At 65.9% G+C, this 25,036-nt stretch carries 13 protein-coding genes; 7 read left to right on the top strand and 6 right to left on the bottom strand.

Annotated elements, in window-relative coordinates; genetic code table 11:
* A complete protein-coding gene (locus tag VN461_12860) occupies window positions 1-1,407 on the bottom strand; it encodes an aminotransferase class III-fold pyridoxal phosphate-dependent enzyme (protein ID HXB55671.1) in 1,407 nt (468 codons plus the stop codon).
* A 267-nt stretch (window positions 1,408-1,674) separates the two neighbouring features.
* Here VN461_12860 and VN461_12855 point away from each other — a divergent pair, with 267 nt between their 5' ends.
* On the top strand, window positions 1,675-5,247 hold the full coding sequence (locus VN461_12855; GenBank protein HXB55670.1) for an indolepyruvate ferredoxin oxidoreductase family protein: 3,573 nt from the start codon (window positions 1,675-1,677) through the stop codon (window positions 5,245-5,247).
* A 27-nt stretch (window positions 5,248-5,274) separates the two neighbouring features.
* On the opposite strand, the gene VN461_12850 is transcribed toward VN461_12855, so the two are convergent.
* The 3 genes from VN461_12850 to rocD all read right to left on the bottom strand — a co-directional run bounded on the left by VN461_12850 (window position 5,275) and on the right by rocD (window position 8,684).
* On the bottom strand, window positions 5,275-6,384 hold the full coding sequence (locus tag VN461_12850; GenBank protein HXB55669.1) for an aminotransferase class I/II-fold pyridoxal phosphate-dependent enzyme: 1,110 nt from the start codon (window positions 6,382-6,384) through the stop codon (window positions 5,275-5,277).
* An 84-nt stretch (window positions 6,385-6,468) separates the two neighbouring features.
* The gene (locus VN461_12845) at window positions 6,469-7,152 is read right to left on the bottom strand and encodes a GntR family transcriptional regulator (protein HXB55668.1); all 684 of its coding nucleotides are present in this window, start codon (window positions 7,150-7,152) and stop codon (window positions 6,469-6,471) included.
* Window positions 7,153-7,457: 305 nt separating this feature from the next.
* Window positions 7,458-8,684, bottom strand: a complete 1,227-nt coding sequence (rocD, locus tag VN461_12840) for an ornithine--oxo-acid transaminase (protein ID HXB55667.1) — start codon at window positions 8,682-8,684, stop codon at window positions 7,458-7,460.
* A gap of 150 nt (window positions 8,685-8,834) precedes the next feature.
* Here rocD and VN461_12835 point away from each other — a divergent pair, with 150 nt between their 5' ends.
* From VN461_12835 to VN461_12825, 3 genes are all read left to right on the top strand, one after another.
* Window positions 8,835-9,953 (top strand): serine hydrolase domain-containing protein, encoded by a 1,119-nt coding sequence (locus tag VN461_12835; GenBank protein HXB55666.1) that lies wholly within the window; start codon window positions 8,835-8,837, stop codon window positions 9,951-9,953.
* Window positions 9,954-10,226: 273 nt separating this feature from the next.
* Window positions 10,227-13,427 (top strand): glycosyl hydrolase, encoded by a 3,201-nt coding sequence (locus tag VN461_12830; GenBank protein ID HXB55665.1) that lies wholly within the window; start codon window positions 10,227-10,229, stop codon window positions 13,425-13,427.
* On the top strand, window positions 13,424-14,809 hold the full coding sequence (locus VN461_12825; protein HXB55664.1) for a CapA family protein: 1,386 nt from the start codon (window positions 13,424-13,426) through the stop codon (window positions 14,807-14,809). The genes VN461_12830 and VN461_12825 overlap by 4 nt, the downstream gene beginning before the upstream one ends.
* A gap of 87 nt (window positions 14,810-14,896) precedes the next feature.
* Here VN461_12825 and VN461_12820 read toward each other — a convergent pair whose 3' ends face one another.
* The gene (locus tag VN461_12820; GenBank protein HXB55663.1) at window positions 14,897-16,300 is read right to left on the bottom strand and encodes an amino acid permease; all 1,404 of its coding nucleotides are present in this window, start codon (window positions 16,298-16,300) and stop codon (window positions 14,897-14,899) included.
* Window positions 16,301-16,851: 551 nt separating this feature from the next.
* Here VN461_12820 and VN461_12815 point away from each other — a divergent pair.
* On the top strand, window positions 16,852-18,021 hold the full coding sequence (locus tag VN461_12815; GenBank protein HXB55662.1) for a helix-turn-helix domain-containing protein: 1,170 nt from the start codon (window positions 16,852-16,854) through the stop codon (window positions 18,019-18,021).
* A 177-nt stretch (window positions 18,022-18,198) separates the two neighbouring features.
* Here the strand turns inward: VN461_12815 and VN461_12810 are convergent, their stop codons facing one another.
* Window positions 18,199-18,783, bottom strand: coding sequence for a hypothetical protein (locus VN461_12810; GenBank protein HXB55661.1), 585 nt, complete (start codon window positions 18,781-18,783; stop codon window positions 18,199-18,201).
* Between the two features lie 631 nt (window positions 18,784-19,414).
* Here VN461_12810 and VN461_12805 point away from each other — a divergent pair.
* Both VN461_12805 and VN461_12800 read left to right on the top strand, forming a co-directional pair.
* A complete protein-coding gene (locus VN461_12805) occupies window positions 19,415-22,423 on the top strand; it encodes a carboxypeptidase regulatory-like domain-containing protein (protein ID HXB55660.1) in 3,009 nt (1,002 codons plus the stop codon).
* Window positions 22,424-22,543: 120 nt separating this feature from the next.
* Window positions 22,544-24,838: a tetratricopeptide repeat protein gene (locus VN461_12800; GenBank protein HXB55659.1), complete on the top strand. Its 2,295-nt coding sequence runs from the start codon at window positions 22,544-22,546 to the stop codon at window positions 24,836-24,838.
* The last annotated feature ends 198 nt before the right edge of the window (window positions 24,839-25,036 follow it).

Below are 25,036 nucleotides of genomic sequence, written 5' to 3'. Positions count from 1 at the left end.
TCAGCCTAGGTAGGGCCTCATCCGGCCTGCGGCGCGGTGAAGAGCGGCCTCCAGAAAAGCCAGATCGGAATCATCGTGGGCCAATGACAGCGCACCTACCCCGTGCACCACGTGCACGTCCTCCAGCAGCAGGGCAAGCCTCAAGAGCTTCTCTCCGAGGACGGGATCGAATAGCTCCGGGTCTTGAACATCGTCGGGCGCTTCAAGGGACCCACCCTCAGCGCATCGGAAATGGACTCCGACGAGCGAACTCGGGGGCAGCGCCTCGTTGCCGCCGCCGCTGCAGAGAGCGTCGATGCCCTCTGCCCCCAGCGCCCTTTCCACGATCGCCCGCGCGGCTTCGCCGAGCGCCTCGAGCCGCGGATAGAGACGCGCCTGATTCTTCTCCAGGTATTCGAGCATGAGCCTCCCGGCGGTGAGGGCCGCCGGATGGGCTGAGAACGTACCGCCGGGCAGCCTGACCCGCCCCGAGCCCTCCCCGAGCAGGGCCATCACCTCCTTCCGGCCGGTCACGGCGGAAAGCGGCATCCCGCCCCCCAAGATCTTTCCGAAAAGGCTCAGGTCGGCTCGGATGCCGAACAGGCGCCCGGTGTCCCCGGCCCGGAAGCGGAAGCCGGAGATCACCTCGTCTAGGATCAGGAGGGCACCGTAGTGCTCGGTGAGACGTCGAGCTTCCAAAAGGAAGTCGGGGCGCGCGGGTAGGAGGCCACCCGCACCCACGAACGGCTCGACTATGAAGCAGGCGATCTGATTCCCCTTGCGTCGGAACACGTCCTGGAGCGCATCGGGATCGTTGTAGCGGGTGACCAAGACCTGGGCGGGTACAGCCGCGGAGAGACCCTCGCTCTCCGGCCGTTGGAATCCATTCTGGAAGCGCACGCCCTTGAGGCTCCAGGGCTGGGCTCCATGCCACCCGCCGCCGACTTTCAGGACGAGATCTCGGTTCGTAAAGGCTCTGGCCAGAAGGACGGCGAACATCGTGGCGAGCGCGCCGCTGGTCGTGAAGCGGACCCGTTCAGCACCCGTGAGCCGGCTAAGAAGCTCCGCCAGTTGACACTCGGACTCGTGGACGAGGCCGGTCTGCAGACCTCGCCGCTCCGCGAGGGCGTGCGCAAGCGGCCCGGTGACGCACTCTGGGTTATGGCCGAGGATGTTCGCGAAGTGTCCCTGCCAGAAGTCCAGGATCCAGTGACCCTCCTCGTCTCGAATCCAGGCGCCCCGGGCCTCGACGATCCGGGGAGCAACCCCTGCGATGCCACGGATACCGTGGCTCAAACCGTCGACTAGGACAGCACTCGCCCTCTCCTGGAGTGCCCAGGACTGCGGCGCGTGGCGGCGGTACTCGAGCCCCAGCTCGGAGACGCCCTGAAGATGGTCCCGGCTCTTCAGACTGTCCTTCCTCGCCATCCTAGAAACCCCATCGCGCCGCGCTCGGAATCACCCAGCCACGCCGCCATTTGCCAGTTTGTTCAACTCTAGTACAATAGAGCATTATCACGCAAGTATCGATCGCTCGCCCTCCCCCCTCAAGCTCCCCGTCCTGGGGGAAATGCCTGTCCATGGAACCCCGGCGAATGAACCCGCCTGCGCTAGACTCCCGCTTTTGGATGCCTCGCGAGGGGCTTGTCTCGATGGGTGATGGGATCTGTTCCGCAAACGTCTCGCCCTAATGCCATGAATAGAGACGCCCCCTCCACTCCACTCGCTCTCGGCGACCGCTATCGCCGCGAAGAGGGTTCGGTCTACCTCACGGGGATGCAGGCACTGGTGCGCCTCCCCATCGACCAGAGCCGCCGCGACAGAAAGGCCGGGCTTCGCATCGGCACGTTTATCAGCGGCTATCCGGGATCCCCTTTGGGTGGCTACGACCTCGCGCTGGGGCAGGCCGGCGGTCTCTTGCCCCAGCATGACATCCTCCACGTGCCCGGCGCCAACGAAGAGCTCGCGGCGACGGCGATCAGCGGGACGCAGATGCTCGACCACTACCCTCATTCCACGGTCGACGGCGTGGTCGCCCTCTGGTACGGCAAAGGGCCGGGCGTCGATCGGAGCGGTGACGCCCTCCATCACGGCAATTTCGCGGGCACGAGCCGCAATGGTGCGGTCGTGGTGCTCTCAGGAGAGGACCACGAGGCGAAGAGCTCTACCATGCCGCACCAGCAGGACTACGCGTTCATGGGCCACGCGATGCCCATCCTCTACCCGGCCTCCACCGGAGAGTTCCTGACTCTCGGCCTTCATGCCATCGCCCTCTCCCGCTACTCCGGCTGCTGGGTGGCCATGAAGCTAGTGTCCCAGCTCGCTGACGGCGGGCAGATCGTGGAGGTGGGTCCGCACCGCCCACGCCTGGTGAGGCCCGAACTGGAGATTGATGGTCGGCCGTTTCAGAAATCCACGGATTTTCGTTTCTTCCCGGGTCTCACGATCGAAACGGAGAGGCGCCTCTACTACGAGCGTCACCAGGCCGTACTCGCGTATGCGCGGGCCAACTCGCTGGACGGGATAGAGGTCACCGGCCCAAGTGACGCGATGGGGGTAATCACGGCCGGCAAGTCATGGGCCGACCTGAAGCAGGCCCTCCTCGACCTGGGACTGGGCCCACCCGCCCTGCACGCCTTGGGTGTTCGGCTGCTGCGCATGAGCCTGACTTATCCAGTTGATGCCCGGCTGGTCCAGGGCTTTGCGCGCGGCCTCCGCGAGATCGTCGTGATCGAGGAGAAGCGCGGCTTTCTCGAGGCTCAGGTCAAAGAGGCGCTATACGGTGCGCCCTTCTCACCGCAGATCGTGGGCAAGTCCGACGAGAACGGGTCGCCCCTGATGCCGATCCACAGCGGCATGGATGCAGACGTCATCGCCAGCGCCCTCGGGCCTCGCCTGCTCCGCCTGGCCCAGCCACACCCCGAGCTTGCGGGGCGCATCGGCAGGAGGCTGGCCGCGATCGCGGCGGTGCGCGACCGGGCGGAGAGGTCCGCGGAGGCACTCTCGCTGGCCGTCGGCCGGACTCCAAACTACTGCTCGGGCTGTCCCCACAACGTGTCCACCCGCCTCCTGCCTGGGCAACTCGCGTGGGGAAGCCCTGGTTGCCACTCGTTCGCCTCCGTCATCGAGCAGCCGGAGCGGCAAGTTGTCTCCATGACCCAGCTCGGCGGCGAAGGGCTCCCGTGGATCGGCCTCGCTCCTTATGCCTCCCGCAAACACATCGTCCAGAACGTGGGCGACGGATCCCTGTTCCACTCGAGCTACCTGAACATCCGTTTCTGCGTGGCCGCCGGTGTGAACATCACCTTTAAGCTCCTCTACAACGGTGTGGTCGCGAACACCGGCGGGCAGTCGCCGGTCGGTGGCAAGAGCATCCCGGACCTCACTCGCCTCTTCGAGATCGAAGGCGTGAGGCGGACGGCGGTGGTGACCGAGACCCCTGCCGCCTATCGCCGCGCCTCCCTGGCCGCCAATGCTCGCGTCTACGGTGTCGATCATCAGGACGAAGCGATGGAGCAGCTCGCCGGAACGCAGGGAGTGACGGTCTTCATCTACGACGGGTTCTGCGCAAACGAGCGGCGCCGGCAGCAGAAGCGGGGGAAGGCGACGCCGCCCACTCGGTTCGTGATGATCAATGAGGAAGTCTGCGAGGGCTGCGGTCACTGCGGCGCCTTGACCAACTGCATGTCCCTCCACAGAGTGAACACGGAGTTCGGCGAGAAGACACGGGTGCACGCATCATCGTGCAACCAGGACTATTCCTGCCTCGGGGGCGACTGTCCCGCGTTCGTGACCGTCGAGACGGCGCCCGGCACCGGATATCGCAAACCGGTGCCCCCTGCGCTGGCCCTCGAAGACCTGCCGCCTGACCACAGCCAAAGAGTCATCTCCCGGCCCTACCACATCTACGCACCAGGGGTCGGGGGCACGGGAGTCGTGACCCTCAACGCAATCCTTTCCTGGGCGGCGTTGATCGACGGTCTGCGGGCTCTGAGCTACGACCAACTCGGCGCTGCCCAGAAGTGGGGGCCGGTTCTTTCCAGCCTGGTGGTCTTTCCCGCCACCCAGGAGGCCGCCGCCAACAAGGTCGGGCTCGGTCAGGCCGACCTCTACCTTGCCCTGGACCTCTTGGCGGCCGGCACCGCCGCCAACCTGAGCCGTTGCGATCCGACGCGCACCAACTCGGTTGTGAACACGAGCATGCTGCCGAGCGGCGAGATGGTTCGTGACGTGCACTTTGCCCCTCCCCTCCGGCCTCTGGCCGACGCCATCGCGAGTCAAACCACCCGAGAGATCATATTCGTGGCAGCGCGGCACCTCGCCGAGGGCCTGTTCGGCGATCACATGGCCACGAACCTCCTGGTCCTCGGCGTGGCCTACCAGGCCGGGTGGCTCCCGCTGAGTGCGACCAGCATCGAGAAGGCTATCGCTCTCAATGGCGTCGACGCAGATCTCAACATCCAGGCTTTCCGCTATGGGCGACTCTGGTTAGTTTCTCCCCGGCGCGTCGAGGACCTGGCGGGGGGAGGAGATGCCCAGAGCCGCCTGTCCGAGACGGAATCACAGGCGGCGCTCGGCCCGCGAGACCTCCAGGCGCTCGCGGCGGAGCTCGATCGCTGCCGCCATCTCGACGAGGAGACGAGGCGCCTGCTGTCGATCCGCATCCGTGAGCTGATCCGGTACCAGGACGCCCGCTATGCGCGGGGGTACGTGGACTTCGTGCTTCAGACCGCCCTTCGCGAGACGCACGCGACGCCGGGGCGAGGGGAGATCACTCGGGAGGTGGCACGGCACCTCTACAAGCTCATGGCCTACAAGGACGAGTACGAGGTGGCTCGCCTCCACACGAAGGACTCGCTCGCGGTGCGCGTCCGAGGGCTCTTCAAAGCCCCCACCCGGGTGGTGTTCCACCTGCATCCGCCTGCACTGCGGGCGCTCGGCTTGAAGAAGAAGCTCGCGTTGGGCCCCTGGTTCGTGCCCGCCCTGCGGATACTCCGCGGGCTGCGGCGGCTCCGGGGCACCGCCTTCGACCCCTTCGGCTACTCGGCCATGCGACGTGAAGAGCGGAGGCTCATCCGCTGGTACCGCGACCTCATCGATGCGGCACTGGCCTGCCTTGAGCCGGAGACCCATTCCCGAGTCATGGAGCTGGCCCGGCTGCCGGATCTCATCCGTGGTTACGAGAAGCTGAAGTCCGCGAACGCGGAGCGGGTGTCCACCCAGGCTGGGGCTCTGCTGACGGAGCTCCGCGCGGGCCGCCAGCCGTAGCTCGACGCCGTGGACTGCCGCTGGGCCTCAGGAACTCAGTCGGGCCAAGAAGGAGTCGATACGGGCGAGGCCCTTCTGAAGGTCCGCAGGTTCGTTACCAAACCCGATCCTAAGGTACCCGTCCATCCCGAAGTGGTCGCCCGCCACGACCAGGACGCTCTCCTCGTCCTTGAGGCGCGTGACCAGCTCGGTGGAATTGATGGGCATCGAGTAGTGCACGTACGCGATGGCGCCGGCGCGGGGGGGCACCACGCGGAAGCGGTTCGCTCGCGCCGCCAGCCATGCCCCAAGCGTAGGGTAGTTTGCCCTGAGGATCCCTCGGGTCCTCTCTAGGATGCGATCCCGCATCGCCAGGGCCTTCCGCGCCAGGAGATCCGAGAGAATGCCCGGGAAGATCGTCGTGTAGTCCTTGCGGGCCCAGAGCTCTTCGACCGTCTTGTTCGGGCCAACCACCCAGCCGATGCGTAGGCCGGGAAGGCCGTAGGCCTTGCTGAGCCCACAGTTCACGAGGAGCCGGTCGTAGCGTCCCCAGAAGCTAGGGGTCTCCGGCCCTTCCCGCTCCGCTCCCCGATAGATCTCGTCGGCCAGGATCCAGGACCCATGGCGCCCCGCCGCTTCGACGAGCGCGCGCATGTCCGCCTCCGACAGGATGGCCCCCGTGGGGTTGTTGGGGTTGCAGACGGCGATTAGGCGCGTCTTCGGTCCTACGGCCTTCCGCAGGGTGTCCGGGTCCAGACTCCAGCCCTTCTCCTCGGACAGCGGGACCGGTACCACGGTGGCTCCGAGCGCACGCACCGTGCCGGGAAGCTGCATGTAGTTCGGGAGGACCATCACTACTTCGTCCCTGGGCTCCACCAACCGCCAGGCAGAGACGAAGTTGGCCTCGGCGGAGCCGTTGGTCACCACCACGTTCTCGGGCGTCGCTCCGGGGTAGAGGCCAGCAATCGCGGCGCGCAGCTCGTCGCTCCCGTTCGACTGTCCGTAGTGCAAACCCTGCGATAGCAGCTCCTGGGCCCCGTCGTCGCCCAGCAGCTCTCGTACACGCATGGAGTGAACGCCGCTCTCCGAGAGGTTGTGGGAGACGAGGTTTTCCCACTCAGACTGCCAGCGCTCCATCGCGAAGGCTTCGATTTGCATGAGTCCATCTCCAGGTAGATTGAAATAGACCGGGCCCGCCCTGCCCGGGAGGAAGCCGTGCTGCGGCCAGGGAGGCGTCCCGGCTCAATCCGCCTTGGGAACGGCGAGCGAGCCCATGACCGCCTTGACGCGACGCTCGGCCTCCTCGAGGTGGGAGGTCAGGACGCGGCCGCACTCTTTCCGCTTGCCCTCTTTCAGTAGCTGGTAGAACTTGCGGTGCTCGCCGGACATTTGCCTGAGGTCACTGGACTCCCGATCCACGGCGACAAGCCCGATCCTGAGCTCGGAGAGGAGGTTACGGAAGAACCCGTCCAGCCGCTCGCTGGCAAGAAGGCTCACGATGGCGCAGTGGAATTGCATGTCCGCCTCGACGAGGGCGGGCCAGTCCTGCTTTTCGGCCGCAGCTTCCAGCCGCTCGACGATGGTCGCAAGGGGTTCCAGGCCTTCACTGGTGGGCGTGCCCTTCTCTACGGCGAGCACTTCGAACAGGCGGCGTATGCGATAGATGTCGGCTACCGATTCCGGGCTCAGCTGAGTCACCGTGATTCCGCGGTGGACGCTGTGCCGCACCAGGCCTTCCTGGACCAGGATGCGCAACGCCTCGCGCAGCGTGTTGCGAGACACGCCGATGGCGGCCGCGATCACAACTTCTCGCAGCGAGGTCCCCGGTTTGAATTCCCCGCGCAGGATCCGCTGCCTCATCAGGGAGGCCACTTGGTCCGCCGTGCTCACCCGCCGGATGGAGAGTCCCGAGAGCGTATCGCTCATCTCTTTCCTCAAGCTTCACCCTGCCTATTGGAGAGGCACACTTCCTTAGCGCTGCAGGGTACCACCACTGCCGTCACGACGAAACGTGTTTTCGCCGGTGCGCGCACGTGAAGTCGCCGGATCATTCCGCCGTAGACCGGGAGCCTGGCCGCCTCACAACCATGCCGGGCCGCGCGCGGTTTCGCTGCGTGAAGCCCCGATTCGCCCAGTAGGGTCGGGAGCAACGCCGCCCCCGGGAAGCTCCAACGCATAGCGCCCATCCTCTCTCTTCCTCGACTACGCCCTGCGAAACGGACGGCCCGGCTCTACTGACCCTGCAGCACTTCTTCGAGCTGGTCCAGCGCCCAGTCCAGCTCCTCGCGCTTGATGACCAGGGGGGGCGCCAGCCGGATGGTGTGCTCGTGGGTGTCCTTGCAGAGCATCCCCCGATCCTTGAGCGCGAGGCAGTACTTCCGCGCGCCGCCCGCCGACTCGTGCAGGTCAACGCCGGCCCAGAGGCCGATGGAGCGCGCGGCCCGGACGAGAGGCGACCCGAGCTGAGCCAGCCGCCGTGCGAGGTGCCGGCCCAGCTCGGCCGCGCGCTCGGGCAGTCGCTCTTCCACGAGCACGTCGAGGGCGGCCGAGGCCACCGCGCATGCGAGGGGGTTGCCGCCAAAGGTGGACCCGTGAATCCCTGGCGTGAATACGTTCATCACCTCTGCGCGGGCGAGGAAGGCGGACACGGGATAGAAGCCGCCGGAGAGCGCTTTGCCGATCGTCACCCCATCCGGTCGGATCCCCTCGTGCTCAAAACCGAACATGCGGCCGGTCCGGCCGAGACCGGATTGGATCTCGTCGACGAGCAGGAGCATCCCGCGCGCGTCGCACAGCTCCCGCAGACCGCGCAGGAAGCCGCGGGGCGGGATGATGACCCCCGCCTCGCCCTGCACGGGTTCGACCAGGATGGCACACGTGCGGGGCCCGATCGCTCGGCGCACCGCCTCGAGGTCGCCGAAAGGGACGCTTCGGAACCCCGGCGTGAACGGGCCGAACCGGCTGGTGCTGTCGGGATCACTCGAGAACCCGACGATTGTCGTGGTGCGTCCGTGGAAGTTGCCCTGAAAGGTCACGATCTCCGCTTCCGGGTAAGGGATGCCCTTGACGTCGTATCCCCACTTTCGTGCGGCTTTGATCGCCGTTTCCACGGCTTCCGCACCGCTGTTCATCAGCAGGGCCATGTCGAAGCCGGTGAGCGTGCAGAGCTTCTCGAGCAAAGGCGGGAACCGGTCGTTGCGGAAAGCGCGGGAGGTCAGGGCCAGCCGGCCAACCTGCTCGACGAGCGCTCCTGCGATGCGCGAATGGTTGTGGCCCTGGTTGACGGCGGAATACGCGGCGAGGAAATCCATGTAGCGCTTTCCCTCTGTGTCCCAGAGGAAGACCCCTTGTCCCTTCTCGATCACGACGTCGAGAGGGTGGTAGTTGTGAGCTCCGTATCGGGCCTCCATGGCGATGAGCCCCTGCGCTCGCGATACAGCCATGTCCGCTTCGCTCATCACATTTCTCGTTGTCGTCCGACCGAGGCCCCCTGCCCCCCACCCGTCCGGAGTGTTTTCCCTTGCGTCACCTTATCAACGTGTGAACAATAGAGCATTATGTCTGAACCTGTCAAGGGACGCAGGGGGCCCCACCTATAGGAGAAGACTATGGACACCTCTGGCCACTTCGCACGGATTGCTCATGTTCTCGTATTCTCCTCTGCTATTTGCGGGCGCTCCCAGGCCGCGGACCCGGGGGCACTGGTCAGTGGAGCTCCCGGCGCCCGCCTGGACAGCTACTTCGAGGGGCTGGAAACGGGCGGCTTCTCCGGCACGGTCCTCGTGGCCCGAAAAGGCAAACTACTGCTACACAAGGGGTACGGCCTGGCCGATCGGCGTGGAAAACTGCCCTGCACAACGGAGACAGTGTTTGACATTGGCTCCATTACGAAGCAGTTCACGGCCGCGGCCATTCTCAAGCTCGAGATGGCCGGGAAATTGCGGGTCGAGGATCCGCTGGCAAAGCACCTAGAGGGGGTCCCGGAAGACAAGGCGGGCGTGACTCTACATCACCTACTGACTCACACGTCCGGGCTGGACCATTACTACGGCAAGGATGACGAGTATGCGCCGCGCGACCTCGCGGTGCGGCTCTTCCTTCGCATGCCCCTGATCACCCCGTCGGGCGCCAAATACCGATACTCCAACGCAGGGTACAGTCTTCTCGCCGCGGTAGTCGAGAAGCTCTCAGGTAAGCCCTATGAAGCCTACCTCCGCGAGGTGTTCTTCGAGCCCACGGGCATGACCAAGACCGGCTACATCCTCCCGCGCTGGAATGTCCTCGAGTTGTCCAGGAACTACAACGGCGAGACCGACAACGGATGGACCTTCAATCGCAACTGGGGACCGGAGGGACCGTACTGGCACCTCTTCGGTAACGGCGGGATCCTCACCACCAGTGGCGACCTCTACAAGTGGGAGCAGGCGCTCATGAGCGACCGGGTGTTGTCGCCTGAGGCGCGCCGGAAGCTCTGGACACCTCACGTCCCCGAGAGCGACACGGGACTGAGCTCGTATGGATACGGCTGGCGTGTCGGCAAGACAGACCACGGCACCGCGTACAGCGGACACGGCGGCGGCTCCAGCTATGGCGTGGCGGCGGCCTATTTCCGCTTTCCCGACGACGGGCTTCTCATGATCGTCCTCTCGAACCAAGCCGGACTTCCGGGTCGAATGGACCCACCCGCCTGGATGGAGCGCGTGGCAAGCGTCGCGGCCGCACCCTGAAATCGCCCGGCAGGACGAGGGCACTATGACCCGCAACTACGAGGACTTCGAAGCGGGTGACTCTCGCCGAGCCACGCTAGGGATGCCCGCGACCACGCGGCCCGCTGCGCGAGCTGAATCTCCACATTTGCGAAGAGGCCGTGAGTGAGAGCATCCGCCCATTGTTGCCACCCGGAGGGCCTCTTGTCTGGAATGGCCCCACGGGCCAAACCCCCGGCTTCAGGCTACCGTTCTTGCAGCGCGCCCAAGATCCGAACCCTCAGGAGGAAAGCCGTGATCGGAACCGCCGACGATGCGACCCCAACCGAGGCGACCCAGGACTTGCCCGCTGCTGCGCCGTGGGCGGGCCGGGCCGCCGCCATCCTCGCCCTGCTGGCCCTGCTTCCCATCGGCTCGGCGGCCCTGGACGGACCGGAGACTGCGCGGTCTCCCCTCGAGAAGGAAATGGCCCGGGCCCTCTCTTTCCGATTGGTCGGCCCTTACCGAGGGGGCCGGGTAGTGGCGGTGGCCGGAGTGCCGTCCAGCCCGCGTACCTTTTACATGGGCTCCACCGGCGGCGGCGTCTGGAGGACGACGGACGGCGGCGCGGCCTGGACCAACGTCTCGGACGGCTTCTTCGGGAGCGCGTCCATCGGCGCGCTGGCGGTGGCGTTGTCGGATCCGAACGTCGTCTACGCCGGGACGGGGGAGACTTGCCTCCGGAACAACATCTCGGCGGGAGACGGAATCTATCGCTCCGACGACGCGGGCCGCACGTGGCGGCACGCGGGCCTCCCCGACGCCGGCCAGATCGGCAAGGTCCGGATCCACCCGCGCGACCCTGACCTCGTCTACGTGGCGGTGCTTGGCCACGCGTTCGGTCCGAGCTCCGAGCGCGGTGTTTACCGGACGCGGGACGGCGGCCGGTCCTGGCAGCGCGTCCTGTTCGTGACCAACACGGCCGGAGCGGTGGACGTCAGCATGGACCCGTCAAACCCACGCGTTCTCTACGCCGCGACGTGGGAGGTGGTCCGCAAGCCTTGGACGCTCGTGAGCGGTGGCCCGGGCAGTGGGATCCACAAATCGACGGACGGGGGCGACACTTGGACACGTCTGCAGTCGGGACTGCCCGCCGGGGTCATGGGCAAGATCGGCGTTGCTGTCTCCCCCGCGGACCCGCAGCGGGTGTGGGCTCTTGTGGAGGCAGCGCCCGGCGAGGGGGGCCTCTACCGGTCCGATGATGGCGGGGCGAGCTTCCGGCTGATCAACAAGGACAAACGGCTCCTGACGCGCCCTTTCTACTACATGCATCTCGAGCCCCACCCGACTGACCGCGACGTGCTCTTCTGCCCGGCGCATGGTCGGTGGATGCTGCGGTCCGCGGACGGCGGCCAGTCCTTCTCGGTCATGCCGGGCGGAGGGGACAATCACGCCCTCTGGATGAGCCCTCGCGATCCCGCGATCATGATCCTGGGTGATGACGGCGGAGCCAGGGTGACCTTCGACGGCGGGAAAAGCTGGTCCCCGCAAGACAACCAGCCGACGGCCGAGATCTACAGCCTCGCCCTGGACAACGGCTTTCCTTGGCGGCTCTACGGCGCGCAGCAGGACAGCGGCACGATCTCCGTGCCCAGCCGCACGTCGCGATCCGGCATCGAACTTCGGGACTGCTATCCGGTCGGGGGCGGCGAGCACGGCGACATCGCGGTGGACCCGAGAGACCCAAACATCGTTTACGCCGGCAACTACGAAGGCATCCTGGAGCGCTACGACCACCGGACCGGCCAAACGCGAAGGATCAACGTTTACCCTCAGTACGGCGAGGGTGTGGCGTCCAGGAACTATCGTTACCGCTTCGCGATCATCGCTCCGGTCCGGGTGTCCGCCCACGACCCGAGCATCCTCTATCATGCCTCCCAGTTCGTGCACCGCTCGCACGACGAGGGCCAGAGCTGGGAGATCGCCAGCCCCGACCTTTCGCGCAACGACAAGACGAAGCAGGACGAGTCGGGGGGCCCGATCACACGAGATCACACCGGACCCGAGGTCTACGGAGCGATCGTGGCTCTTGAGGAATCACCCCTGGCGCGCGGAATCCTGTGGGCGGGCACCGACGACGGTCTCGTGCACATTTCGCGCGACGATGGGAAGAGCTGGACGAACGTTACGCCGCGAGACCTGCCAGAGTGGGGCAGCGTCAATCGAATCGAGCCATCGCATCACGCACCGGGCCGTGCCTTCCTGGCCGTCCACCGCTACCGTCTCGACGACTTCGCTCCTTATGTCTTCCGCACCGACGACTTCGGGCGATCCTGGGTCCGGATCGCGGACGGCCGTAATGGTATCCCGGCAAGGCACTTCGTGCGCGTGGTGCGGGAGGATCCCGAGCACAAGGGCCTGCTCTACGCGGGCACAGAGTACGGCCTCTACGTCTCGCTCGACGACGGCCGCACGTGGCAGAGATTCCAGCTGAACCTCCCGGTGACTGCCGTGACCGACATCCAGATCAGGGACCGGGACCTGGCGGTTTCGACTATGGGCCGCTCGTTTTGGGTCTTGGACGACCTCACCCCCCTGCACACACGGGCGCAAGGCGCGCTGGGCACCGAGGCCCGCCTCCTCCGCCCCAGGGACACGCTCCGAATGGCGGGCTCGTCATCGCAAGAGTCGCCGTCGGAGCGGCCGGCGCAGGGACGCAATCCTCCGAGCGGCGCCCTCGTGGATTACGTACTACCCGGAAACGCAGTGGACGAGGTGCGGCTCGAATTCCGGGACGCTGCGGGCGTGCTCGTGCGGGCGGTGTCGTCGAAGGATTCCCGCGAGCGGCGTCCGTCCGCGCAGGTGGGGCTGCAACGCTTCGTATGGGATCTGCGCCAAGAGGCGCCCAAGGTGCCACCCACCTCATTCCATGCGAAGGGCCTCGAGGGCCCCATAGTGCCCCCCGGCGTGTACGAAGCGCGACTCCGTGTAGGGGCCCTCGAGCGGTCGGAGCGATTCGAGGTGAGGAAGGATCCGCGCCTCGCGACCACGCTCGACGACTTCCGTGAGCAGAGCGCGCTCGCCCTCGAGATCCGGGATCGGCTTAGCCGCTTGTTCGCCGCCCATGGACGCTCCCAGGCGCTTCGAACGCAGCTGAAAGCGCTCTTCGAGGGCCCCTCCACCGGTTCCGGACCCCCGTTGCAAGCGGCGGCCAAGACGCTCTCGGAGGCGCTGTTGGCCATCGAGGCCGACCTCATCGACCCTCGGATCGAGCTGCCGATCGAGGTGATCCATTTTGGGCCGAAGCTCGACTTCGAGCTTCTCGATCTCTACGGCACCGTGGAGGAGGCGGAGGCCCGGCCTACGGAAGGGATGAAGGCCCGTTTCCGCGACCTGGACGCGGCGCTCATGGCCACCCTCGGTCGCTTCCGCCCACTCGGCGCCCAAGTCGACGGGGTGAACCGCCTGGTGCGGGAGAACGGGCTTCCTCTCCCGGCCCTCGAGGAGCCGCGATGAGCCGCGCCTTGCTCGCATCCACGGCCAGCGCGCTCCTTTGCGGCGCCGTGGCATGGGCCCAGATGGAGCCGCGGCCCGAGTGGACCCTGGCTGCGACGGGCGATTCAATCATTACTCGGGACATCCGAGCCCTCGACGACCCCCTCTTCCTGCGGTGGGTAGAAGTGGTGAGGGCCGCCGACGTGGCCTTCACCAACCTCGAGTGCCAGGTGTTCCGCATGTCCGAGTTCAAGGGATGGCCCGCTGCCCAGCATGGGGGCGGTTACGAGCGCGGTGAGCCGGAGGTCGCCCTGTCCCTCAAGTGGGCGGGCTTCGACATCGTGGCCCGCGCCAACAACCACTCCGGTGACTACGGCATCGAGGGCATGCTGGCCACGAACCGTACCCTCGACGAGATCGGCCTCGTGCACGCGGGGGTCGACCGCGACCTGGGCCTGGCCAGCCGACCAAAGTACTTCGAGACGCGGAAGGGCCGTGTCGCCATCGTGAGCTTCGCGAGCACGTTCCCGGATGGAACGCGGGCGGGCGCGGCTCGGGCGGACGCGTCCGGCCGTCCCGGCCTGAACCCGCTGCGGCTGGAAAGGACGTACGAGCTCGACTCCGAGGGGATGGCGGCCATCCGACGCATCGCGCCCGCAGTCGGGGGACGGGAATCGCCGGCGAAACCCGGTGCGCCGGTGGAGGCATTCGGGCAGCGGTTCGTGGCGGGTGAGAGGATCCGCCGAGTCGAGCGCCCGCGTGATGAGGACTTGGAGCGCATCCTCCGCAACGTGCGCAGTGCGGCGCGGCAGGCGGATTTCGTCATCGTCACCACCCACTCCCACGAGCGGGGACCGACGCCGGAGGCGCCGCCCCCGTGGCTGGAGGAGGTTGCGCACAAGGTCGTGGACGCCGGTGCCACCACGTTCATCGTGCACGGACCGCACATCCTGCGTGGCATCGAGGTCTACAAGGGAAAGCCCATCCTCTACAGCCTCGGCGACTTCATATTCCAGTATGAGACGACTTCCCCCCAGGGGCAGGACATCTACGACGACTTCGGTGTCCGCTCGCCCACGGCTCTCGAGGGCGATCTGTACGATGCCACGGGGCAGGGCGACGCCTACAGCCTGCTGCCGGGCAACGCCCACTGGTGGGACGGTGCGGTGGTGTTGTCCCGCTTCCGGGGGCACGAGGTGCAGTCGATCGTCATCCATCCTGTCGAGCTCGGCAACATCGGGCCGTTCATTTCGGGTGACGGCCGCGCCCAGCGTGGCACACCGCGGATAGCGGTTGGAGAGCGCGCGCGGTCCATCATTGAGCAGATGGCCAAAGGCTCGCGACGTTACGGGGTGGAGATTGCCTTCGAGAATGGGCTGGGGCAATGGCGGGCAGCTCCCTAGGAGCGCGCTACCGTTTGCTCCGGAGGCCCTGATGCATCAAGAGACGGGGCTCGGCGCGCCAACGCCGTCTTTTTCCATTCCCGACGACTAGGACGCAACCCGCGAATCCTCGGGCCGCTCCGGTCGCCGGCGCCAGTATTGGTACACGGGGACGCCGAGAGCGAGTAGCCCCAGTCCTGCGAGTGACTCGACGGGTCGCTCGCTCAGCGTGTTCCCGGCCAAGAGCAAGAGCGCGCCGAGGTACACCAAAGGCATCCAGGGATAGCCCCAGGTCCGGTAGGGGCGGGGCATTTCGGGTCGCTTGCGACGGAGGGTGAACACAGCGGCCGTTGCGCCGGCGTACATGAGGATGGCGGCGAACATCGCAAAGGTGAAGAGCTGGTCGAAGGTCCCGGAGAGAACCAAGAGCGCAGACCAGCAGCCCTGCCACCAGAGCGATACGTGGGGCGTTTGGAAGCGTGGATGGACTCTGGCCGCCGAGGAGAAGAAGAGGTGGTCCTTGGCCATCGCGTAGTTGACGCGGGCGCCGGTCAGGATCGTGCCGTGAGTGGAGCCGAAGGTCGAGATGGCCACGGCGGCCGCGATCAGGGTCGCCCCAATAGGCCCGAAGAGCGCAGTGGCCGCCTTCTCCGCGATCCGCGTGACACCCTGCATCTCGCTGATCGGCAGGGCGCGGACATACGCGGCGTTGACGAGCAGATAGGCGACCGTGACTATTACGGTACTGAGGAAAAGCCCTCGGGGGAGGTTGCGTGCCGGGTCCTTGATTTCCCCCGCGGAGAACGTGAGGTTGATCCAGCCGTCATAGGCCCAGAGGGCCGCCACCAACGCAACTCCGAAGCCCGCCAGCGTGGCCGCGCCCGGCGTCGCGCTCGGCGGCCCGCTCGACGCCGACCGGCCAGTCCCCATTGTGAATCCGAGGACTACGAAGCCGGCGAGAGCGCCTAGTTTCAGGAAGGTGAAGACGTTCTGAACCGTGCTGCCCACCCGCACGCCGCGGACGTTCAACGCTGTGAGGCCCACGATCACCGCGGCTGCGACCAGCTGACCCATGCTGAGGGAAAACGATCGCCCGGAAACCGTAATCGCAGCGAGGACGTTCTCGGTACCCAGGGCAGGCACGAAGTAGCCAAGGTAAGCGGCGAAGCCCGCGGCCACCGCCGCGATTGCGCCAGGCTGATAGACGAGAAGGGTCAGCCACCCGAACAGAAAGGCGGGGAGCGGACCGTAGGCCTCCCGCAAATAGACATACTGTCCGCCTGCCTCCGGCATGGCCGCTCCCAGCTCGGAGATGGTAAGAGCGCCCGCGAGGGTGAGGAGCCCTCCCACCGCCCAAGTCAGCAGCAAAAGAGGAGCCGACGGGAGCTCGACGGCCATGACTCCCGTGGTCATGAAGATCCCAGAGCCGACGATGACGCCGGCGGCCAGGAGCGTCGAATCCAGGAGACCCAACTCGCGGCGGAGCGAAGTCGTCACCTTGGCATCGATCATCCAGTCACCCGCACGCTACTCCCCCACTCGGTCCGCGTCCGCTGGCCCGACCTACGCCCAACCCTCAAGCCCATCCGGCCAGGTGCGGCGCTTTATTCTTGTGTGGTTAGGAACATGTGAGCAATAGCACAAGCGCATCGCGCTGTCGAGCCGGGCCAAGAGGCAGTGTGGCTCGCTGGCCTCCGCCTGATTCGACCCGGGTCGGAGGAGGCAGCCTCTTCACGAGTTCGTGCGCTGCGATCCGGGCAGCGGGGCCTGGCGGAGAGGGGGTCGCACCATGCGGCGCGCCAGGTTTCTCGAGGGTCATTGACCCATACCACCCAACCCCTGCGCTTCTGCTGGCAAGCGGGGCGGGGAGGCCGATATCCTCTTCGTGGGACAGTCCCCCAGCATAGTAGGAGGCCGTTAGGGGGTCGTACGCAATGGTTGGTTTCCCCGTCGTTCGTCGTAGAGTCCGACTCCCCTGACAACACAATGGCAGGAAAGGTTGGCTGATTGTCGTAGGTGCCGGAGTGGATTGGCGGCATGTTCCCACCATGTCGTCGAGGCACTTGTCGCTCGACCGGAAAGCTTCCGCCGGTGTGCATCGTCCAGGGACGCTGCGGGTCGCCATGCTGGCGTATCCAGGCATTCAGATGTTGGATGTCATGGGGCCTCTCGAGGTGTTCGCGCGGACGTCACGGTGGCTGCGGGACGACGGGAAGCGCCAGGACGACGCCTACAGCCTCGAGCTCGTCGGGCTCAAGCGAGGCGTCTTCCGCGCGTCGTCGGGACTCCGTCTCTACGCCGACCGTCGCTTTGACGAGGTCGGCCGGGGGATCGACACCCTGATGATCGCCGGAGGAATGGGCCAGGAGATCTACCGCGGGCACGTACCGTTGTTGCGTTGGATCAGGCGGCAGGCCGGCTGGGTCAGGCGGCTCGCCTCGGTCTGCACGGGGGCGTTCTTGCTGGGAGAGGCGGGTCTCTTAAAAGGGCGGCGGGCCACGACGCATTGGCGCTGGTGCGCGCACCTGGCCAGCAGGTACCCCGATGTTCGCGTTGAGCCGGACACGATCTTTCTGCGGGAAGGATGCATCTACACTTCGGCTGGCGTCACCGCGGGTATGGATCTCGCGCTGGCGATGGTGGAGGAGGACCAAGGGCGTGCAGTCGCGCTGGCGGTCGCCCGCGAACTCGTCATGTTCCTGAAGCGTCCGGGCGGCCAGGCGCAGTTCAGTGCGCAGCTTGCCGTGCAGCTCGCGGAGACTGAGACACTGCGGAGCCTCCAGGCGTACATCCTCGATCACCCGCGCGAGGATCTAGCGGTCGACACGCTGGCTCGCCGCGTCGCGATGAGCCCGCGCAACTTCGCTCGAGTCTTCACCCGCGAGGTGGGGACGACCCCGGCCCGTTTCGTGACCTCCACCCGCGTCGAGACGGCGAGACGGTTGCTCGAGGAGTCGGCGGAGGGCGTCAAAACGATCTGCTCAATGAGCGGTTTCGCCACACCTGAGGCTATGAGACGGGCCTTCATGCGTACCCTCGCAATCCCGCCGCGCGTGTATCGCGAGCGCTTCAATCGGCATCAGCCTGTTGGACGGCGCTCTACTCAGCCAGCCCGAGATACGGCCCGCGCTGAACTGAAACGTCACTCGGCTTTAGAGATCCGCCACAGGAAGCTGGTCCCGACGGCGGACACAGCCACTTTTCAGAGATACGAATGGCCAAATGCAAGATGAGCGAAAGAAAGCATGGCGGTTCCAAAGGATCTCGCGCTTCTGCCAAAGCATCAAGTGGCCTGGCCTTGACGCTCTGCCACTACCCGTCAACGGCAAGCTCCTGATTCCTGGGCTCGCCGCGCGGGAAGCGCGGAAGTTGATCACCGAGCATCACCTCGGAAACCAGGAAGAATTCGTTCAGCCCGCCCAGGCGGCAAGCCCCCGTAACCATCCACGCACGCCAAATCCGGGCCTGGCTACAGGCAATTGCGGCAGAGTCTGGAGCCGAAAGGCCGGCCCCCGGCAGGTTATGCGCGACGGCGACACGTCTGCGCGACTACCCGGGAAGGCCGGGGCGTGAGCGCAGCGCTGGCAGGCTCGATGGCAACCGAACCGGGAGAGTTCCGCAGACTGGTCGATGAGTTCGAACGTTCCCTGATCCTCGCCGCCCTCGGAAATGCCGGCGGCAGTCAGAAGGTTGCCGCAGCGGCCCTCGGTCTGGTTCCAACGACGCTCAACGAAATGATGAAGAGGCTGTCGATCCCACGCCCGCACGCCGCTCGACTCTACTTCGAGGATTCGCCGGAGTTCGTGGCTCGAGCCGTTGTCGAGCAGGACTTCAGGTGGCAGGGCCGCTTGGGCGCCGGCCAGGCGATCGAACTGTGGGCCCTGGATGGGCGCATCACCGCGGAACCCGCCCGGGGGCCCATCGCGCGAGTCCACGCACAATGCCACCGCGATGGAGACGCTCCGTTCTCCATCAAGATAGAAGCGATCGAACATACCCTGGGTGTCCTCGTCCGGGTTCGCTACGCTATACCTCCTGGGGAACTTGGGGCGGACACTTTGGTCGAAGCTGGGCGCGCCCGAGTGGACTTTCGCGTGCACGTCCCCTCGGGCGTGTGTTTTGTGGCCCGAACTCTTCGCGGCCAGATCGAGATCCGTGGGCTCGATGCGAGCGTCGATGCTCGGGTGGCTCGGGGAGGTGTTCGCTTCCTGAGCCCTGCCACGTTGGAGCAGCTGTCGGGGGCAGCCCCCGGGGCAGCGAGTGCGGCTGGATCCTAACGGCTCTTGGCTTCAGGAGCTACCTGGAAAAAGCGCGCTCCGATCCCAAACCTGCGGCTCCTACGGGGCCCTTGCCGCGCCAACTCCTGCCACCAGCTTCGCCCTCTCAGTCTGCTCCAAAGCGCCGGATTTGGTTCCGTGTTGTGGACGGTCGTCAGTAGCCTTCCTTCGAGAGGGTGGAGCGGGCAGCAGCCGCGATCCAAGAAAGCGTGCCGCCCGCGGAGGTAAGTCGTTTAGACAAGGGTGCTTCGTGTCCGACGTCCAAGCGGACGCTTTGCGGAACGGCTATTGCCAGTCTGTGTGGAGGCGCCGAACTCGACGAAATTGCGGCGTCGCAAGGAGCAGATCAATGTTCGAACCAAGACGCCGCTTTCGGCACCGCACAATCGCTTCAGCCTTGGCCATCCTCCTGCTTGGCCCTTTGTCGGTGGCATGGGCGCAAGTCGCCACCGGAAACGTCTTCGGCACGGTGATGGACGAGCAGGGTGCCGTCCTGCCCGGGGTGAATGTCACCCTGTCCGGGGACTTTGGTACGAGAACCACCACGACCGGCAGCAACGGCGAGTTTCGCTTCCTCTCCTTGGACAACGGCTCGTATAAGCTCACCGTCGCCCTCACCGGTTTCACCAAACTGACGCGCGGGGTCAGGGTGACAACGGCTGAGAACATCAACCTTTCCTTCACGCTGAAGTTGGCCTCGGTCGAGGAGACCGTCCAGGTCATTGGGGAGACGCCGCTGGTCGACGTCAGGAAGCGCGGCACGTCCACAACGATGATCTCGGACGAGTTGGAGAGGACGCCAAATGCCCGTGACCCTTGGGGGGTCCTGAAGAGCGTCCCGGGCGTCATGGTCGACCGCGTCAACATCGCCGGCAACTCGAACGGCCAACAGGCGGAGGCCGGCGGTCACGGCTCCGTGGGTGAAGACAAGATGTGGAACCTCGACGGCGTCGTGATCACCGACATGAGCGCGCTCGGCGCCTCGCCCTCCTATTTCGACTTCGACGCCTTCCAGGAGATCGCCATCACTACCGGCGGTGCCGATCTCAACGTACAGACGGGGGGCCTCGGCATCAACCTCGTGACCAAGCGCGGCACCAACAGGTTTCACGGTGGCGGGCGTTTCCTCTATGCGGGCAACAGCTTGCAGTCCTCCAACCTTCCTAGCGCGCTCGCGCACGACCCGCGCCTGAAAAACCCCGACGGCACCTTCCGCGACAATGCAGACCACATCGACAGCATCAAGGACTTTGGCGCCGACCTGGGTGGCCCGCTCATCAAGGATAAGCTGTGGTTCTACGGCACCTGGGGACGCCAACAGGTGAACGTCATCGGCCTCAACGGCAACCCCGACCAGACCCGGCTCACTTCCTACAACGGGAAGCTGAATTGGCAGGCCACGGGCAACACGATGGTCTCCGCCTTCTGGTTCGACGGGGCGAAGGAGAAGTTCGGCCGCTCACCGGGAGTCGGCAGCGTGACGGGCCTCAACGAGACTCCCGATTACCTGTGGAACCAGGGCAACCTGTACGTGGACAACCCGTTCCACGGATTTTGGAAGCTGCAGGTTGACGAGACCCTCTCTCCCAACTTCTTCGTATCCGCCAAGGCCGCCTACTACAACACCGGTTTCGGCCTGATCGCCGCCGGGGGCCCGGACAAGAGCTTCACCTACGACTACTCGAGCGGCAATTTGATCGGTAGCAACGCCACCATCACCCAGACGCGCCCGCAGAAGACCGTCAACGCCGACGGCAGCTACTTCTTCCGGGGCCTGAGCGGCAACCACGAGTTGAAGTTTGGGTTCGGCTACCGCCAAGTCACGTCCACGACCCAGACCCACTACAACGGCAACGGGATCAGCGGCACGTACGACCCCGCGCACGGCAATGTCCTCGCCAACGTGCATCGCGACGGGCTGACCAACTACGAGGGCCGTTACCTCGACCTCTATGTGGGAGACGTCTTCACCAAGAACCGCTTCTCCATGAACGTGGGCTTGCGCTTCGACCATCAGGAGGCTAAGAACGACGGCAGCCAGATCCCCGGCAACCCGAGCCTCCCCAATGTCCTGCCGGCCCTCACGTACCCCGGTGACAGCACGTACACCATCAACTGGAAGGATTGGTCGCCGCGCGTGGGTCTGAGCTATGCTTTCGACTCCCAGCAGAAGACCGTGGCGCGGCTGTCTTACGCCCGCTATGCCGAGCAACTCTCGTTCGGCAACGTGAAGCTCTCGAACCCGGTGGCCGCCGGTGCCTTGGTCTATGGTTGGAACGACCTCAATGGCGACCACTTCGTGCAGCCCAACGAGGTCCTGCTCGACCAATTCCAGTTCAGCTATGGTGGGGTCAACCCGTCTAACCCGACGGCGGCCTCCACTCCGCAAAAGGTCGACCGAAACTACCAGGCCGACCACTCCCAGGAGATCATCGCCGGTTTGGACCACGAGCTGATGGCCAACTTCGCGGTGGGCGTGGCCTACGTCTGGCGCAAGAACACTGACTTCTCATACCAACCGCGCCTGTCCGGTCCCTGCAGCGATCCCACGAACCCGACCATAGCCACGTGCCCGATCATCCAACCGAACCAGTATGTCGCGGTGGCGCCGGTGACCGCGGGCGGCTACACCGTTCAAGCGTTCGCACCGCCGGGAGCCCTCGTCTTGGCTGGTAACGGCGGTCGCATCCTGACTAACCAGCCCGGCTACACACAGAATTTCAATGGTGTCGACCTGACCCTGACCAAGCGCCTGTCGAACAAATGGATGGGGCGAGTGGCGATGACCTACAACCTGTTCAAGCAGAACTACGACACCAGCACTACCCCGGTCAACGGCGCGTACGGCCCAGCCGGCACCGGAAACGCCTTCACGGCTCCCCAGGGCAACCCCACGCCAACCGACCACAACTCCCTGACCAACGACCTAGTGGCGACCCAGTCGGCGGGGTCGGGCCCGCAGACGTACTACACGAGCCCGACATGGCAGTTGTACGCGAATGCGCTCGTTCAGCTCCCGTGGGACTTTGAGCTAGGCGGCGCGGTTTTCGGCCGGCAAGGCCAGATAGAGCCGCTATACATCAACATGCGGGCAGGTGCGGACGGGCTCCTTCATGTCCTGGTCACGCCCACCGTCGACGCGGTCCGGTACGACAACGTGTGGGACCTCGACTTGCGGCTAGCCAAGAACGTCAAGTTCGGCTCGACGGCCGTGACCCTCAGTGCGGAGGCGTTCAACATCTTCAACAAGAACACCGTGCTGCAGGTAAACCGTCAGGTCAACATCTCGACGTTCGGCCGCATCAACGAGATCATGAGCCCGCGCATCGTCCGCTTCGGCGCTCGCCTCAGCTTCTAGGCGGCATTCCCGTCGTTCGCTCACGGCCCCGGGGTCGCCCCCGGGGCCGTTCGGTTTTGTACCCACTACCGAGTCCTGCGAGGGCTTGACCTACGACGATGGAGATCGCCAGAATCGGGCATGCGCCGACGCGGCCTCGGGATCGCCCTGATCGCCGTCTTGGTGGCGGTGTGGGGGCTTGCCGCGCGCCCGCGATGGGCCCCGTGGCTCTTCCCTTCCAAGGCCCCGCGAAATCTACTCCTCGTATCCATCGACACCCTGCGTGCAGATCACCTGGGCTGCTACGGATACGCCGGGGCTCAGACGCCGCGACTCGACGGGCTGGCCAGGAGCGGACTGCGATTCGAAAAGGCCACGACGGTCGTGCCTCTTACCCTGCCCGCCCACTCGTCACTCATGACCGGGACCTTCCCGGCCTGGCACGGCGTCCGCGACAATGGTGGGTTCTACCTCGGCGATGAGCAGGTCACACTGGCGAAGGTGCTGCGAGACAAGGGTTATCGCACAGGCGGTTTCGTGGGCGCGTTCGTCCTCGACCGCCGCTGGGGGATCGCACAAGGCTTCGAACGGTTCTTCGACGACTTCGATCTGGAGCGCTTCAAGGACTCCCCCAGCATGGATGCCATCCAGCGCCCGGGCGGAGAAGTCGTGGACAAGGCCCTGGAGTGGCTGGCCGGGCACCTGGACCAGCCTTTCTTCACATGGGTGCACCTCTACGATCCGCACACGCCCTATGAAGCGCCCGAACCCTACCGCTCGCGCTTCCCGAAGACCCTGCGCGGGGCCTACGACGCGGAGATCGCCTACGCGGACGCGCTTGTGGGTCGCCTCCTCGATGCGCTAGCTGCTGACGGCCGGCTCGCGGAGACCCTGGTCGTGGTCGTCGCTGATCACGGGGAGATGCTGGGCGAGCACGGCGAGCAGACGCATGGCTTCTTCATCTATGAGGGGGCGACGCACATACCGCTGATCATCTCGGGCCCCAGCGTGCCCACGCGGACCATCCCGGATCAGGTGCGGATCGTGGATGTGATGCCGACCATTCTGGAGCTCCTCCGCGTGCCCATTCCCTCGGTGGTTCAGGGCGTGAGCCTGATGCCGCTCGCTCGGGGGGAGAGGCTGGGCCTCATCGCCCACTCCGAGAGCTGGTATCCGCGCTACCACTACGGCTGGAGCGAGCTGCGATCTATCCAGGATGGCCGCATGAAGTACATCCGCGCGCCGCGGCCCGAGCAGTACGACCTGCAAGACGATCCCGGCGAGACGATAGATCGCTCGAAGGATGATCCCGCGCGGCTCGCGTCGTTCTCGCGGGCCCTGGATGACCTCGAGGCGCGAACCGCCCGCGCCGAGGCCGCCAAGGGACCGCGGCCGGTGGACCCGGAGACCGAGGAGCGCCTGGCCGCCCTGGGCTACGTCGGTGGGAGCGTGAGCCGGAAAAACCTCGCGGATCGGCTCCGCGGCGACCCAAAGGACAAGATCGGCCTCTACAACCTGTTGAAGGACGCGGGCGCCCAGTTCGCGGAGGACCGGCTAGACGAGGCCATCGCCACCGTGAAGCAGGCCCTAACCGAAGACCCGAGCATCGTCGAGGCCTACATGCTCCTCGGCAACTTCCACAAGAAGGCGAAGCGTCCTCGCGAGGCGATCGCAGCCTACAAGCGAGCCCTCGCGCTCGACGACGAGCACCAGGCCGCCCTCTTCTTGCTCGCGGTCGCCTATAAGGAAGAGGGGCGGCTGGATGAGGCCCGAGCTGGGTTCGAGCGCGCGCTCGCCCTGGACCCACGGAACGGGAAGGCCCTCTGGCAGCTCGCCGATCTCTACATGCGGAAGGGGGAGCCCAAGAAAGCCCAGGCCGTCATCCAGGACGCGCTCACGCGCAAGGTGGATGAGTACCGCTTCCTCCTCAAGCTCGGCGAGAGCCAGATCGAGGCTAAGCAGTTCTCGGAGGCCGAGAAGAGCCTCAGGGCCGCGCTCGAGAAGAAGCCCGACCTGGAGACCGCACACTTCAACCTCGGTCTCGCATACGAGGAAATGGGCCGCCCGGAGGAGGCGATGACGTCCTACCGCTCGGAGTTGGAGACCCATGCCAAGGGCTACCGGGCGGCGTTCAACCTCGCGAAGCTCCTCCAGAAGACAGGGCGCCGCGAGGAGGCGGTGAGCTTCTACCGGAAGACGGTCGAGATTCAGCCCGACTTCGGCACGGGACAGCTCTACCTGGCCAAGGCGCTTCTCGATACTGGGGATCTCCGCGGCGCCGAGGAGTGGGCGCACCGGGGGCTTGGCAACAAGCCCGATCCTCGCTTGGCGCCGCTCGGGCACTACGTGCTGGCCGACGTGTACAACCGGCTCGGGCGCTCCGCAGAGGCCGAGCGCGAGTCCGCGACGGCCCGCAGGCTTCAAGGGGGCGGCTGAGGGGACCTGCCTCCCCCGGTGTCGACCTACCCCGCCCGGTGAGCCGCCCCCAGTCGCGTACCTTGGGCGCCCGAGATTGACCTGGGCGTGCAGGACGCCGGTTCGGCCAACTGGATTTCATGGAGAAGTCGAGGCCGGGTTGTCGACAAGCGGGCGACCGATACTGGCTAACGACCCCGCACCTGGCGCCGTGCGTAC

The organism is Vicinamibacteria bacterium (assembly GCA_035570235.1).
In the GTDB taxonomy this organism is placed as follows: Bacteria; Acidobacteriota; Vicinamibacteria; order Fen-336; family Fen-336; genus DATMML01.
This window is presented reverse-complemented; position numbering and strand designations above follow the sequence as displayed.

Bases quoted from the DNA above. Each gene is read 5' to 3' on its own strand.
- VN461_12860 (HXB55671.1), bottom strand. From the start codon at position 1,407: ATGGCGAGGAAGGACAGTCTGAAGAGCCGGGACCATCTTCAGGGCGTC.
- VN461_12855 (HXB55670.1), top strand. From the start codon at position 1,675: ATGAATAGAGACGCCCCCTCCACTCCACTCGCTCTCGGCGACCGCTAT.
- VN461_12850 (HXB55669.1), bottom strand. From the start codon at position 6,384: ATGCAAATCGAAGCCTTCGCGATGGAGCGCTGGCAGTCTGAGTGGGAA.
- VN461_12845 (HXB55668.1), bottom strand. From the start codon at position 7,152: ATGAGCGATACGCTCTCGGGACTCTCCATCCGGCGGGTGAGCACGGCG.
- rocD (HXB55667.1), bottom strand. From the start codon at position 8,684: ATGAGCGAAGCGGACATGGCTGTATCGCGAGCGCAGGGGCTCATCGCC.
- VN461_12835 (HXB55666.1), top strand. From the start codon at position 8,835: ATGGACACCTCTGGCCACTTCGCACGGATTGCTCATGTTCTCGTATTC.
- VN461_12825 (HXB55664.1), top strand. From the start codon at position 13,424: ATGAGCCGCGCCTTGCTCGCATCCACGGCCAGCGCGCTCCTTTGCGGC.
- VN461_12820 (HXB55663.1), bottom strand. From the start codon at position 16,300: ATGATCGATGCCAAGGTGACGACTTCGCTCCGCCGCGAGTTGGGTCTC.
- VN461_12810 (HXB55661.1), bottom strand. From the start codon at position 18,783: ATGTTCGATCGCTTCTATCTTGATGGAGAACGGAGCGTCTCCATCGCG.
- VN461_12805 (HXB55660.1), top strand. From the start codon at position 19,415: ATGTTCGAACCAAGACGCCGCTTTCGGCACCGCACAATCGCTTCAGCC.
- VN461_12800 (HXB55659.1), top strand. From the start codon at position 22,544: ATGCGCCGACGCGGCCTCGGGATCGCCCTGATCGCCGTCTTGGTGGCG.